6 protein-coding genes are annotated in these 14,635 nt (G+C 77.0%); 5 read left to right on the top strand and 1 reads right to left on the bottom strand.

Annotated features, from left to right (window positions below):
• The 5 genes from K7I03_RS04180 (at position 1) to K7I03_RS04200 (ending at position 13,095) form a co-directional block, all read left to right on the top strand.
• Positions 1 to 1,116, top strand: a complete 1,116-nt coding sequence (locus K7I03_RS04180; RefSeq protein WP_185942085.1) for an enolase C-terminal domain-like protein — start codon at positions 1 to 3, stop codon at positions 1,114 to 1,116.
• Between the two features lie 240 nt (positions 1,117 to 1,356).
• A complete protein-coding gene (locus K7I03_RS04185; RefSeq protein ID WP_224347384.1) occupies positions 1,357 to 1,941 on the top strand; it encodes a diguanylate cyclase in 585 nt (194 codons plus the stop codon).
• A gap of 51 nt (positions 1,942 to 1,992) precedes the next feature.
• Positions 1,993 to 3,120, top strand: coding sequence for a hypothetical protein (locus tag K7I03_RS04190; protein ID WP_185942086.1), 1,128 nt, complete (start codon positions 1,993 to 1,995; stop codon positions 3,118 to 3,120).
• Between the two features lie 772 nt (positions 3,121 to 3,892).
• A complete protein-coding gene (locus K7I03_RS04195; protein WP_224346866.1) occupies positions 3,893 to 11,413 on the top strand; it encodes a type I polyketide synthase in 7,521 nt (2,506 codons plus the stop codon).
• 47 nt (positions 11,414 to 11,460) lie between these two features.
• The gene (locus tag K7I03_RS04200) at positions 11,461 to 13,095 is read left to right on the top strand and encodes an alpha/beta fold hydrolase (protein WP_185942088.1); all 1,635 of its coding nucleotides are present in this window, start codon (positions 11,461 to 11,463) and stop codon (positions 13,093 to 13,095) included.
• Here K7I03_RS04200 and K7I03_RS04205 read toward each other — a convergent pair.
• Positions 13,076 to 14,563, bottom strand: a complete 1,488-nt coding sequence (locus K7I03_RS04205) for an FAD/NAD(P)-binding protein (protein WP_185942089.1) — start codon at positions 14,561 to 14,563, stop codon at positions 13,076 to 13,078. The genes K7I03_RS04200 and K7I03_RS04205 overlap by 20 nt on opposite strands.
• Positions 14,564 to 14,635 lie beyond the last annotated feature (72 nt).

Consider the following 14,635-nt stretch of genomic DNA (forward strand, 5'->3'; position numbering starts at 1 on the left):
ATGGGCGGTGACGGCAAGCCCGGCGGGCGGATCGAGGGGCTGGACGTGGCGGCGTTCACCGTCCCGGCCGACGCCCCCGAGGCCGACGGCACGCTCGCCTGGGACGCCACCACGGTCGTGGTCGTGGAGGCGCACTGCGACGGGGTGACCGGCACCGGCTGGACGTACGCCCCCGCGGAGGCGGGCGCGGCCGTCAACGGGCTGCTGGCCGACCTCGTCGTGGGGCGCGCGGCCATGGACGTCGCCGGGGCCAACGAGGCGATGGTCCGGGCCGTGCGCAACGCGGGACGGCAGGGGCTGCTGGGGTGCGCGGTGTCGGCGGTGGACATCGCGCTGTGGGACCTCAAGGCCCGGCTGCTGGGGCTGCCCCTGGTCCGGCTGGTCGGCGCGGTCGTGGAGGACGTGCCGGTGTACGGCTCGGGCGGCTTCACCACGTACCACGACACGCATATGGCGATGCAGCTCGACACCTGGGTGCGGGGGCACGGGATCGGCCGCGTCAAGATCAAGATCGGTGAGTCGTGGGGCCGGGAGGTCCACCGCGACCTCGAACGGGTGCGGCACGCGCGGGAGACCATCGGCCCGGAGACCGCCCTGTACGTGGACGCCAACGGCGCCTACAGCCGCAAGCAGGCGGTACGCGTCGGCGGGGCGCTGGCCGAGCTGGGCGTGGCCTGGTTCGAGGAGCCGGTGTCCTCCGACGACCTGGAGGGGCTGGCGGTCGTCCGCGACCAGTGCCGCTGCGACGTCGCGGCGGGCGAGTACGGGTACGACCCGGCCTACTTCGGCCGGCTGGCCCGGGTCGTCGACTGCCTCCAGGCGGACGCCACCCGCTGCGGAGGGCTGACCGGCTGGCTGCGGGCGGCGGCGGTCGCCCAGGCGCACGGCCTGGAGATCTCGGGGCACTGCGCGCCCCACGCGCACGCCCATGTGGCGGCGTGCGTGCCCAACCTGCGGCACCTGGAGTGGTTCCACGACCACGTGCGGATCGAGTCGACGCTGTTCTCGGGGGCCCTGGACCCGACCGGCGGAACGATTCGGCCCGGGGCCGACGGCGCCCCCGGGCACGGGATGGCCTTCCGCCGGGCGGAGGCGAGCCCGTACCGCGTCCTGTGAGGGGCGCCCCCTCTTCTATGTATGTCTTTGTCGCTCCCCTTTCATGAGGAAGGACCCTTGCGCATGTTCCGTCAGCGCGGCGTCGCCGCTTCCCTGAGCTCGAAGACGTCCCTGGTGGCCAAGTCACCGCTGGTTCCCCGGCGTTCCCCGGTCACCGCGTCCTCCCTGGCCGCCAGGACGTCCCTCGCCTCGGACCTGGCGTCCGAGGTCGCGGTGGAGAACGCCACGACCCGCTATCTGATGTACGGGCTGCTGCCCTCCTGGTTCATCCCGGGCGTGGCCGACTGGGTGATGCACCGGCGCACCCGCATCGAGGACACCTCCGGCACCAAGGAATCACTGATCCACTCGCTGATGATGACCGAGGTCGGCATCCCGATCGCCCTCACGCTCCTCTTCGAGGTCAACCCGCTGCTGCTCTCGGTGCAGCTCGGCGCGACGGCCTGCCATGAGGCGACGGCGCTGTGGGACGTCCGCACGGCCGTGGACAGCGAACGGGACGTCAAGCCCGTGGAGCAGCACATCCACAGCTTCCTGGAGTCGCTGCCCTTCGCCGCCCTGGCGTCCCTGATGTGCCTCCACCCCGACCAGGTGCGGTCCTTGCTGCGCGGCGGCGCGGGCGACCCCACGGCCTGGAAGTTCGTCCCGCGCCGTCGGCCGCTGCCGGGCAAGTACCTGGCCGGGATCGCGCTGGCGGTGGGCACGTTCGTGGCCCTGCCCTACGGCGAGGAGCTCGTCCGGTGCGTCCGCCGGGGCGTGAAGCGGCGCGGGCGGAGGCGGGCGGAGGCGAAGGCCGAACGGTACGACCGGGCGCTCGCGGGCTGAGGGCCTCAGCGACGTGGGGCGTTGTCGTACCCCGCTGCTACGGTCGCTTTCATGACGCACAGTGACCGCGCCTTGCGCATCCTCCACGAGCGCCCGGACCTGGCCGCCCTGGCGGCGTGGCCGTTCTCCTTCGACATCGGCGCGGCCGAGCACGTCGAGGAGGTGCGGCTCGCCTCGGGCGGGCCGCTGCGGCCGATAGCGGGCGAGGACTCGGGCGGCACCTACTTCCTCTGCGCGGGCGGCGCGGTCCTGCACGCCGACTCGGAGGGCTGGGCCGGGCTGCTCGCCGAGAGCCTGGACGACGCTCTGGAGATCCTCATCGGGCTTCCGGGGGAAGCCTGTTGCCTGTCCTCCGAGGACGACGAGGCCACACTGACCGCCGGGGTGGCCGAGGCCGAGGAGGAGACGCGGGAGAACTACGGCCCCGGGTTCGACGCGGACCGCGAGACGCTGCTGTCCGGCCTCGGCCTGCGGCTGCGCCCGCCGCGCGAGCTGCTCGCCCGCATGGAGCGCGCCGAGCGGCGCACGGAACCGGACTTCGTGCTCCTCAACGCCGAGGAGGGCTGCGCGTACCAGCTGGACGAGAACCTCCGCGCGCCCGTGCGGGAGACGGTCCTCGCCGCCGCCCGGGCCGACCTGGCCCTGCTGCGCGCGGGCGCGCCCGGCCACGAGGCCGTGGCCGCCGACCCCGGCCGCCGGGCCGGTGCCCTGACGGCCGTCCGCCACGACCACCGGCCGGAGGACGCGCCCCCGCTGCGCACCCTGCTCCGGCACGGCCTCCGCGCGGGGGACCCCGCGGACCGGCTGCGCGGTGCGGCCGTCCTGCTGGGCCGGTACGGCGACGCCACGGACCACGCCCTGCTGCTGCCGCTGCGCGACGCGCTGCCCGGATTCCCGGGCGGGGAAGGGGAGTTGGCAGCCTGGGCGCGGGCCACACCCCACACGGACACCACCACCCCGGAGGACGAGCCCCCACTCACCTGGGCCCTCCTCGCCCGCCTCCAGGGGCACACCGAGCTCGCCCGCGTCGCCCTGATACGCCTGCTGGACGACGCGGGTCCGCGCGATAACGCGCTGGTGGAGGAACTGACGGGTGAATTCGAGGCGTTGGGGGACGCGTGGCAGGCGGAACGGGCACGGCGGCTGCTGCCGGGCGGCGTGGTCGGCGCGGGAGGCTGAGCGGGGCGGCGTGGTCGGCAGGGGAGGCCGAGCGAAGCGGCGCGGTCGGCACGGGAGGCCGAGCAGGGTGGGCGCGGGGGGCGGAGCAGGGCGGCGTAGTCGGCACGGGAGGCCGAGCAGCGCGGGTGCAGGGGCGCGTGGTCGGGGCGGGGCCGTCCACAGGGCAGCGCGCGGGCCGGGTGCGCGTCCGGCATCCGGAGCGGTGTGTGGCGCGGGCGCGGGGACGGGCGCCCCCGCGCCACACCCGGGAGAGGCGGACAGGGGCACGCCCGGCGGGCTCGCATGCGCCGGGCGCCGCACGGCGGCCTGTGCGCCCGGCGGAGGGGCCGGCACGCCCCTTCACCGCGCCCGTACCCACGGTCCGATGCCGACGCCGATACCGACGCCGGCGCCGACACGGTCGCCGGGGCGCCTCCCGCCGCCCGGCCGTACCCCTCCCCTCGCCGGGGCCGCCCGGCCACGGGCGCGCGCTGCCGCGAGCGGCGCGGTACCGCCCCGGACCGGGGCCCGGCGCCACGCCCCCCCCACACCGTCGACGACGATCCGCCACGGTCGCCGTTCCACCGGAGACCGGACGCGTCCGGGCACCGCCCGCCGGGGCACCCCGGCCGAACCACGGTCCTACAACCCCACCATCACACTCTTCGGGGGTCCCCTCCGGCCGGCCGACGCACGGAGGCACGCCCGGTTTTTCACTCCGCCCCCTCGGAAAGCCTCCCTTGCCCGGAACCACAGCGGGCGGGCAACCGCCGTTCAGCACAGGGGAGATGCCGTGCTCCAGCCCGTCCAGGACCATCGGACCGACCCCCTCGGCGACGCCGTGGCCGTCGTGGGCATGGCCTGCAGACTGCCCGGAGGCATCCACTCCCCCGGCGAGCTGTGGAACGCCCTCACGGCCGGGCGCGATCTGGTGGGCGAGGTGCCCCCCGACCGCTTCGACGCCCGCCTCGTCACCGATCACCGGCGCGGGCGGCCGGGCAAGAGTTACACGTCCGCCGGCGCGTTCCTCGACGGGATCGCGGAGTTCGACCCCGGATACTTCGGTATCGCCCCCCGCGACGCCACCCGGATCGACCCCCAGCAGCGGCTGCTGCTGGAGACCGCCGTGGAGGCGCTGGACGACGCGGGGATGTGCCACGCGGAGTGGGCCGGCACGGCCACGGGGGTGTTCGTCGGCATCGCCTCCCGGGACTTCGGCGAGCTCCAGGCCGTCGTCCCACGGACCGTCGACGCCCACACCATGCTCGGCTCCGCCTCCGCCATCGCCGCGAACCGGATCTCCCACCACTTCGACTGGCGCGGCGAGAGCACCGCCGTGGACACGGCCTGCTCGTCGGCGCTGACCGCCGTCCACCGGGCCTGCGCGTACCTGCGGGCGGGAACGGGCCCGGCGGCGCTGGCCGGTGGTGTGCAAGTCCTCCTCAACCCCTTCGGTTTCATCGGGTTCTCCGCCGCCTCGATGCTCTCGCCCACCGGCCGGTGCCGGCCGTTCGCCGCCGCCGCCGACGGTTACGTCCGCGGTGAGGGTGCGGCGGTCATCGTCCTCAAACGGCTCGCCGACGCGCTCACGGCCGGCGACCGCGTCCACGGGCTGATCCTGGCCACGGGCGCCAACTGCGACGGCCGGACCCGCGGCCTGGCCCTGCCCAGCCGCGCGGCCCAACAGGAGCTGCTGGAGAGGGTGTACGGCGGGGCGGGCATCCCGCCGGACGACCTCGTCTACCTGGAGGCCCACGGCACCGGCACGCCGGCCGGCGACCCGGTGGAGTGCGAGGCCATCGGCCGCGCCCTCGGCGCGCGGCGCTCGTCCGGTGCCCTGCCCGTCGGCTCGGTGAAGTCCAACATCGGCCACCTGGAGGCGGCCTCGGGCATGGCCGGGATGCTCAAGGCCCTGCTGGTGCTCCGGCACGGCACCGTCCCGCCCACCCTGCACGCCGAACCGCTGAACCCGGCCATCGACTTCGACGGGCTCGGTCTGCGGCCCGCGCTGCGCGCGGAACCCCTGGCCGAGCGCGCCCGGCCGGTCGCCGGTGTCAACAGCTTCGGCTTCGGGGGCGCCAACGCCCATGTGGTGCTGGCCCCCGCGCCGGACGCGCGCCCCTCGGCCGTGGCCCTGCCGCTCCCCCGCGAGGGCGGCCGGGAGCGGGAGAGCCCCGGCCTCCTGCCCGTCCTGGTCACCGCGCACACCGGCCCGGCCCTGGCCGCCGCCGCCCGCCGGATGGCGGAGCGGCTGCGCGCGGCCCCGGACGCCGAGTTCCCCGACGTGGCGTACACGGCGTGCCGCCGCCGGACGCACCACGCCCACCGGGCGGCGGTGCTGGCCGGCGGGCGGGCGGAGGCCGCCGAGGGGCTGGAGGCCGTCGCGGACGGCCGCCGGGTGGGGGCGGCCGCCTCGGGGCAGGCCCGGGGGGACGGCCGGATCGCCTTCGCGTTCTCCGGCAACGGCTCGCAGTGGCCGGGCATGGGCGCCGGTCTCCTCAAGCACGACCCGGTGTTCCGCATGGAGGCCGAACGCGTCGACGCCGCGCTCCGCCCGCATCTGGGCTGGTCGGTCCTCGACGCGCTCGCCGCCCCCGCCGGGCCGGACGACCTGCGCCGCACGGAGATCGCCCAACCCCTGCTGTACGCCGTGCAGTCGGGGCTGGTGGCCGTGCTCGACGGGCTGGGCGTACGGCCGTCCGGCGTCCTGGGGCACAGCGTCGGGGAGATCGCCGCCGCCCGGACCGCCGGGATCCTGGACGCGGAGACGGCCGCCCGGGTCGTCGCCGCGCGCAGCCTGGCGCAGGCCCCCACCGCCGGGCGGGGCCGGATGGCCGCCGCCGGACTGCCGGAGGACGAGGCGCGGGCGGCCGTCGAGCCGTACGGCGGGCGGCTGGTGGTGGCGGCCGTCAACAGCCCGCGGGACGTGACGCTCGCCGGGGACGCCGCCGACCTGGCGGACCTGGGGGAACGGCTCGTCGCCCGCAAGGTGTTCTTCCGCGCCCTGGACCTCGACTACGCCTTCCACACGTCCGCCATGGACCCGGCCGAGGGACCGCTGCGCGAGCTGCTCGGCGAGGTCCGCGGGGCCGCCGGGACGGTTCCGTTCGCCTCGTCCGTGACCGGCGGCCCGCTGCCCGGGACCGCGCTCGACACCACGTACTGGTGGCACAACGTCCGCCACCCGGTGCTGTTCGGGGCCGCCGCGCGGGCCCTGCTGGACGACGGCTGCGACCTCTTCGTGGAGATCGGCCCCCACCCGGTGACCGCCGGGTACCTCACCCGGCTCACCCGGCCCGACGGCGGCAGGCCGGCGGTCGTCAGGACGTGCACCCGTGACGGCGACGGGGTCGAGGAGACCCGCCGGACCGTCGCCCAGGTCCTCGCCTCCGGCGGGCGGATCGACTGGGAGACGTACTTCCCCCGGCCGGGGCGGGTCGTCGGCCTGCCCGCCCTCCCCTGGCAGCGCGAACGGCACTGGAACGGCGCCCCCGAGTGGTGGACCGCCCGCACGGACGGGGACGCGCCCCCGGCGCACCCCCTGCTGGGCACCCGGCTGCCCGGCCTGGAGCCGTCCTGGTCCGGCCCGCTGGACGCCGCCCTGCTGCCGTGGCTGGGCGACCACCGGGTGGGCGACAGCGTCGTCCTGCCCGGCGCCGCCTGTCTGGAGGCGGCCCTCGCGGCGGGCGGCGAGGTCTTCGACGGGCCCGCCGAGGTGCTCGGGCTGACCTTCGTCCGGGCCCTGACCCTCCCCTGGGAGGACGCCATGGCCGAACCGCGGTGCCAGGTCTCGCTCTCCGACGAGGACCACCTCTTCCGGTTCACCGCCCGGCGGGACGCGCGCGACGACTGGCGGTTGCACGCCCGCGCCCGGGTCCGGCCGCTGCTGGACCCGGAGCCGGAGGCCGCCGGCTCCCCCGGGCCCGAGGGGCGGGACGCGCGGGTCTGGGACAGGACGGAGCACTACGCCCGGGCCGTGCGGTCCGGTCTGCCCTACGGGCCGGCGTTCCAGGTCGTGGACCGGCTCCGCTTCGACGACCGCGAGGTCCACGCCGCGTACACGGCCGCGGTGTCCCTCGACGGGTTCCGGGCCCACCCGGTCATCCTGGACGCCGTCCTCCAGGCCACGAACCCGCTGCTGCTGCCGGTCGGCGGCACCGACACGCCGTTCCTGCCCGCGTCGATCGAGCGGGTACGGATGTGGCGGAGCCCGTCCGCCCGCGGCCGGATCCACGTCCGGCTGCGCGAACGCGGGCCGGCCGAGGTCACGGCCGACGCCCGGCTGACGGACGCGCACGGCCGGACGGTGATGGAGTTCACCGGGATCGCCATGCGCCGCTTCACGGCCGGCGGCGGCGCACCGGTGCTCCGCTACACCGAGGCGCTGCGGGCCCGGCCCCACCCGCGCGTCCCGCACCCGGTCACCGACGCCCCCGTCCCGCCGGGGCACGTGCTCGCCGAGGCGGTCGAGCGATGGCGCGCGGCGGCCGGCGTGCCCGCCCGGGAGCACCGGGACCGGGCCTGCGCCCGCCGGCTCCGGGAGGTGATCGCCCACTTCACCACCGCGGCGGTCCTGCGGCTGCGGGCGGACGCGGGGGCCGGCCCCACGACGCCGTTCTCCCTCGACGACCTGGTCGCGGAGGGGATGGAGGCCGGTCACCGCCGGTTCGTCGCGTCCCTGCTGCCCTTGGCGGACGCCCACGGGCTGCTGGTCCCGGTGCCGGCGGAAGAGCCCGGCCACCCCGCGCGCCTGCGGGCCGCCGCCGCGCCGCGCCCCGGCCCCGTCCTGGAGGCCGCCCTCCTCGACTTCCCCCAACGGAGTCTGTCGTTCACGCTGTACGCCCGGTGCGGGGCCCACCTCGCCGACGTCCTGCGCGGCACGCGGGACCACCGGGAGCTGCTCTTCGCCGACCCGGACCGGCACCTCATCGACCAGTTCTACGGCCGGGCCCCGTTCATGGAGAGCCGCCTCGGCACCGTCCGGGAAGCCCTGCGGACGGTCGTCGCGGCGTGGCCGGCCGACCGGCCGCTGCGGGTCCTGGAGATCGGCGGGGGGACGGGCGCGCTGACCGGCCGGCTGCTGGACGTCCTGCCGGCGGAGCGGACGGAGTACGTCTTCACCGACGTCTCGCCCGCGTTCCTCCCTCGCGCCCGGAGCCTCTTCGCGGCACACGACTTCGTCGACTACCGGCTGTTCGACGTCAACCACCCGCCCGGTGAACAGGGGTTCGCGGACGGGACGTTCGACGTGGTCGTCGCCCACCACGCGCTGCACGTCGCCCGGGACGTACGGCGGGCCGCCGGACGGCTCGCCGGCCTGCTCGCCCCCGGCGGGCTGCTGGCGGCCGTGGAGATGCACGATGTCGCCCTGACCGCGGCCCACTTCGGCCCGCTGGACGAGTTCTGGTCCTTCACCGACACGGACCTGCGGCCCGTCTCGCCCCTGCTGTCGCCCGCGCGGTGGGTGGAGGTCCTGGAAGGCTGCGGCCTCGCCGGCGTCCGGACCCTGGGAACCGACCCGGCGGACCGCGACCCGGCCGCCACCGTGCTGATCGGACGGCGTCCCCCGGCCGGCGCCGCCGCCCGGCCCGTCCCCCTGCCGCGCGCCGACGGTCACTGGGTCGTCGCCGCGGAACGGCCCGGTGGGGAACCCGCCCGTCGGCTCGCCGAGCTGCTCACCGGGGCGGGCGCCACCGTGCACCGGGCGGAGGGCCCCCTCGACGCCGGCGGGTGGTCCCGTTGCTGGGAGCGGGCGGCGGGCGAGGGGCCGTGCCGCGTGGTCCTGCTGCCGGACGGGGCGCCCCCGCCGCGGGACCCCGTCGCCCGCACCGAGGCGGCGGTGCGCCGGACCGCCGCCCTGGCGGACTTCGCCCGCGCCTACGCCGCCCCCGGGACCCCGCCGGTCTCCGGCCTGTGGCTGGTCACCCCGGCCGGTTCCGCGCTGCCCGCCCCGGCGGAGGCCGTCCGCCCCGACGACGCCGCGCCCTGGGCGGCCACCCGCTGCCTGGCCTCCGAACACCCCGGCCTGACGGTCCGCCGGATCGCCGTCGCCGACGGGACGAGCACCGAGCGGCTGGCCGCGGAACTGCTCGACCCCGACGAGGAGGACGAGGTCCTGCTGACGCCCGGCGGGCGGTTCGCGCCCCGGATCCGGCCGGCGACGGCCCCGCGCCGCGCCGCCCGGCCCGCGCCCTTCCGCCTGGAGGTGCGCGAGCCCGGCCTCTCCCACCGTCTCGTCTGGGCCCCGGCCGCACCGCCCGCCACCGGCCCGCACGGGGTGCGCATCGAGGTGCGGGCCGCGGGGCTGAACTACCGGGACGTCATGGAGAGCACGGGACTGCTGCGCCCGGGAGCCGCGTCGGTGACGGAGACCGGGCAGTGCCTGGGGCTGGAGTGCGCGGGCGTCGTCACGGCCGTCGGCCCGGCCGTCACCGACCTGCGCCCGGGCGACCGGGTGTACGCCATGGCCCCCCGGTCCCTCGCCTCGCACGCCGTCGCCGACCGGCGGCTGACCGGCCGGATCCCCGACGGCATGGACTTCGCCGCGGCCGCCACCCTGCCGGTCGTCCACCTCACCGTCCACCACGCGCTCGGCCGGCTCGCGGGCCTCGCTCCCGGCGAGACCCTCCTCCTGCACGGAGCGGCCGGCGGGGTCGGGCTCGCCGCGCTGCGGTTCGCCCGGGCCCGCGGCGCCCGCGTGATCGCCACCGCCGGCACCCCGGCCAAACGCGACCTGCTCCGGCTGCTGGGCGCCGACCACGTCCTGGACTCCCGCACCCTCGCCTTCGCACGACAGGTGCGGGAGCTGACGGACGGCCGGGGCGTGGACGTGGTGCTCAACTCCCTCAGCGGGGAGGCGCTGACGCGCGGCGCCGAACTGCTGCGCACCGGCGGCCGGTTCGTGGAACTGGGCAAGCGCGACATCGCGGCCGACAGCCGGCTGCCGATGGCGCTGTTCCACCGCAACGTCTCGCTCTTCGCGGTGGACCTGAACCAGCTCCTCCACGAGGACGGCCTGCCGCCGGACACCGCCGCCGAGGTGTTCGACCGCGTCCGGGACGGCACCTACCTCCCCCTGCCCCGGCAGGACCACCCGGCCGCCCGGGTCGACGAGGCGTTCCGGGCCCTGCGCCACTCCCGCCACCTGGGCAAGGTGGTGGTCACCTTCGACGAGCCCCCGCCGGTGGGGGCCTCGCGGGTGCCCGCCCCGCCGGATCCCGACGCGTCGTACCTGGTCGTCGGCGGGCTGAGCGGCCTGGGCGCGGCCCTGTCCCGGCACCTCGCGGACGGCGGCGCGCGCCACCTCGTGCTGACCGGGCGGCGGGGCGCCGCCACGCCGGGCGCGCGGGAGCTCGTCGACGACCTGGCCGCGCGGGGCGCGCGGGCGACGGTCCGGGCGGCGGACGTGTGCGACGCGGACGCGGTGGCCGCGACGGTGCGGGACATCCGGGCGACGGGCAGGCCGTTGAAGGGCGTCGTCCACGCCGCGACCGTCCTGGACGACGCCCCCCTGACCGAGCTCACGGAGGACCGCGTCCGGACCGCGCTGGCCCCCAAGATGCTGGGCGCGCTGCTGCTGGACGCCGCCACCGCCGACGATCCGCTGGACTTCTTCGTCTGCTGCTCCTCCGTGACGGCCGTCGTCGGCAACCGCCACCAGGCCAACTACGTGGCCGGGAACCTGTTCCTGGACGCCCTCGCCCGCACGCGCCGGGCGGCCGGGCGCCACGCGCTGTCCGTCGCCTGGGGCGCGATCGGTGACACCGGGTACGTGGCCCGCGCCGGGCTCGACGAGGTCCTCCTGCGGTCCGGGATCGGGGCGCTGACGTCGGCCGAGGCGTGTGCCGTGCTCGACGGACTGCTGGCGGACGGCACCACGGTCGCGCCGGTGGGCAGGTTCGACTGGCCGCGGCTGGCCGCGTACCTGGCGATCGGCTCCTCCCCCCGGTTCGCGGGGCTGCTCACCGCCTCGCACCCGGAACAGGCGGACTCCGCCGGACGGTTGCGCCGCCGGCTCGCCGAGGCGGACCCGGAGCAGGCACGGGAGCTGGCGGCCGTGGCGGTGCGCGACGCGGTCGCCGGCGTCCTGCAGACGGATCCCGGCCGCCTCGACCGGCGGCGCCCCCTGGACCAGCTGGGCCTGGACTCGCTGATGGCGGCCGAGCTCGTGAACGTCCTCGCGCGCCGCGTCGGCTGCGAGATCCCGGCGGTGGAACTCATCGACGCGGGCGGCATCGACAGCCTCGCGGAGCGGGTCCTGGCCCGCCTCGGCCATGGTGCCGCCGACGCGGCCGGCCGGGCCGGGACCGGGTGACCCCGCGCCGCGTGTCCCACGCCCGTGCCCCCGACCGAAGGGAATCCATGACCCCGTTCCGTGTCATCCGCTCCACGCCCCCGGCCCGGTGCCGTGCCGGCCGGGGACTTCGCGGGCCGGCCGCCGCGCTGTGCGTGGTGGCCGCGGCCGTCGCCCTCGCCTGCCCCGCCCCGGCCGTGCGGGCGGCCGGGGCGGACCATGTGGCCGTCCGGCCGGTGATGATCCCGGGAGAGGGCGGCACCCCGCTCCGGGGCAGCGTCGCCGAGCCCGGCGGGACCGGCCGGCACCCGCTGATCGTCCTCGCGCGGTCCTGGCTGGTCACCGAGTCCTTCTACCGGCGGATCCAGCTCACCGCGGCCGGCCGGGGCTACGCCGTCGTCGTGTACGCCCCCCGGGGCCACGGCGGATCGGGCGGCGGGTCGGGCCTGGCCGGCCCCGAGGACACGGCCGACGTCTCCCGGGTCCTCGACTGGTCGCTGGCCCATACCTCGGGCGACGCCGGGCACATCGGCATGCTCGGGGTCTCCTACGGGGCCGCGCTGAGCCTGCTGGGAGCCGCGGCGGACCCGCGGGTCAAGGCCGTCGCCGCGCTGAGCGGCTGGACGGACCTGACCGACGTGCTGTGGTCCAACGGCACCCCCACTCCGAACGGCTTCGGGTACGTGCTGAACGGCGCCCTGCACGGGGCCGGCCCGCGGACCGCCCCGCTGCACGGCATCCAGGCGGACGACACCCGCCGCCTGACCGCCTGGGCCGCGCCCCGCTCGCCGGCCACCTATCTCGACCGGTACAACCGGCGGGGCACGGCGCTCTTCTTCGCCGACGCCTGGGGCGACAGCATGACCGCCTTCGGGAGGAAGGGCGAGTTCTTCGACCGCCTGCGGGTCCCGAAGCGCCTGGAGATGCGGCCGGGAGACCACGGCGGTCCGGAGTTCACGGCCTCGTTGCTGCCCAACGAAGTGGCGGACTCCGCCTTCCGCTGGTTCGACCGCTTCCTCAAGGGCGTCGCCAACGGGGTGGACACCGAGCCGCCCGTGCAGGTGAAACCGGTGAACAGCGGCCCGTTATTCGGCGCGGGCCGCCCCTTCGAGGGGTACCCGAGCTGGGCCGCGATGACGCGGACGACCCGCAGGCTGTACCTGGGGGCGGGCCGGGGGCTGCGGGAAGCGCCGGACGGCGGCTCCCGGACGACGCTCACCGCCGGTTTCGGCACCGTGGCGGACAGCGGACTGATCTTCCTGCAACGCTCGCTGGAAGCCGCCGTGGGCGTCCAGGTGCCCCGGCCGCTGGCGCTGGTGCCGGGCGGCACGGGCGCGGTGTGGACCTCGCCGCCGGCGGACGCGGTGTGGTCCGTGCGCGGCACTCCCCAACTGCGCCTCGGTGTCACGCCCTCCGCGTCCCGGGGAACGTTGGTGGCCTACCTCTTCGACGTGAACGCGCTGGGCACCGGAGCGTTCATGACCTGGGCGCCGTACAGCTTCCGGGGCCGTGAGCCGGGCCGGGAGTTCACCGCCGGCTTCGCGCTGCGGCCGACGGCCTACGACCTCCCGCCGGGGCACCGCCTGGGCCTGGTGATCGGCACGGCGGACTCCCAGACCCTCCCCCGCAACCGGCCGTTGGCCCGGCTGTCCGTGTCCTCGTCCCCCGCCGCGCCGTCCTGGGTCAGTGTGCCGCTGCGCTGACCGCCCGGCCGCCGCGGGACGGGCCGCCCTCGGCGGCCAGGGCGCAGGCGACGAGGCCGCTCTGGTAGACCAGGCTGGGCATGCCGAAGTGGAAGAGGACCGCGCCGCGGGTGGCGTGTCCGAGCGCGTACAGGCGCGCCGGACCGTCGCCGGTGCCGGCGACGCGGTGGGTGCGCCGGTCGGTGCGCAGCCCGCCGAGCGGGTGGGCGGCGCCGGGGAGGGCGGCCACGGAAGCCTCCGCCGTGCTGGGCGCGGCGCCGCCGGGCGCGCCGGGGTTGAGGGCGTTGACCAGGACGTCCACGCGGTGTTCCGTGCCGTCGGTCACCAGGTCGAAGCCGCCGCCGGGCGCCCGGTCGACCCGGGACAGGCCGCTCACCGCCCGCAGCCGGCCCGCGTCGTGCAGCCGCAGCAGCAGCTCCGCCCGGTGCCGGGGCATGGGGCAGCACAGGCTGGTGACGGCGCGGCCGTGGCGTTCCCAGAGGGCGGTCTGCTCGTCCTCCGGCAGCAGGCTCCACGCCTGTCCGGCGAACCGCGGCAGAGCCTGGCGGAGGACGGCGAGGGCGGCGTCGTGGCCGTCGGGGCCGGCCAGCCGGCGGCGCAGCAGCTCGAACGGCGGTCTGTCGGCTGCCAGTTCGTGGCGGAGCGCGCCGACCGGGCAGCCGAGGCCGTGGAGTTCCGCGGCGAGCAGGGCCCGGAGGTCCCCGGAGGACGGGCGCCGGCCGGACGCGGTCAGGCCCTCCAGCCGCGTCAGGGTCAGGTGCCGGAGCGGGGGTGGCGCGTCGAGCGGGGCGACGGCCGGCAGCAGCCCGCTGCGCGAGGCCAGGACGACGGGCCCGCGGTGGCCCCGGGCCGCCAGCGCGGCCACCACGTCCACGGCCGTCAGCCCCGAACCGAGCACGCCCACACGGTCGTCGGGCCCGATGCCGCGCAGCATGCGGGCGAGCGGGAACGGTACGGCGATCCAGCGGGGCGTGGCGGCGAGCCGGTAGGGGTCGGGCGGGCTCGCCGGGCCGGCGCAGAGGACGACGTGGTCGAAGCGCGCCTCCGCGCCGCTCTCGGTCACCACCCGTACGCCGTCGTCCTCGGGCACCAGGCGGCGGGCGTGGGTGCGCACGGTGCGCAGCCGCCATCCCCGCCCGAAGAGCCGGCGCAACGTCCGGGTGAGCGTCTCGGCCAGGTAACCGCCATACAGGGAACGGGCGGTGAGGCCCTGGGCGTCGACGCACCCGGGAGTGCGGGCGGTGAGCCGGCGCAGGGCGTGCGCGGGGTCGGAGGCGCGGACGGACATGTGGGACGCGGGGATGTTGGTGATGACGTCGCGGGCGTCGGGCTGGTAGGCGCGGCCGCGCCAGAGGAAAGGGGCGCCGTCCACCACCGTCAGGTCACAGGGCTCGGACACGAGTTCCCCGAGGCTTTCGACGAGGCATGCTCCCGCCGCGCCGGCCCCTATGACAGCGATGCGTCGCATGCGCGGAACATACCCCGGGAAGAGCGCCGGAATTCCACAGCTCGCTTGTCCGACTATCCTTCTTTTAGGGGC

It is taken from the genome of Streptomyces mobaraensis (assembly GCF_020099395.1).
Taxonomy (GTDB): Bacteria; Actinomycetota; Actinomycetes; order Streptomycetales; family Streptomycetaceae; genus Streptomyces.

Excerpts from the sequence above, each read along its gene's own strand:
- K7I03_RS04180 (WP_185942085.1), top strand. The coding sequence starts at position 1 with ATGGGCGGTGACGGCAAGCCCGGCGGGCGGATCGAGGGGCTGGACGTG.
- K7I03_RS04190 (WP_185942086.1), top strand. The coding sequence starts at position 1,993 with ATGACGCACAGTGACCGCGCCTTGCGCATCCTCCACGAGCGCCCGGAC.
- K7I03_RS04200 (WP_185942088.1), top strand. The coding sequence starts at position 11,461 with ATGACCCCGTTCCGTGTCATCCGCTCCACGCCCCCGGCCCGGTGCCGT.
- K7I03_RS04205 (WP_185942089.1), bottom strand. The coding sequence starts at position 14,563 with ATGCGACGCATCGCTGTCATAGGGGCCGGCGCGGCGGGAGCATGCCTC.
- K7I03_RS04185 (WP_224347384.1), top strand. The coding sequence starts at position 1,357 with ATGTACGGGCTGCTGCCCTCCTGGTTCATCCCGGGCGTGGCCGACTGG.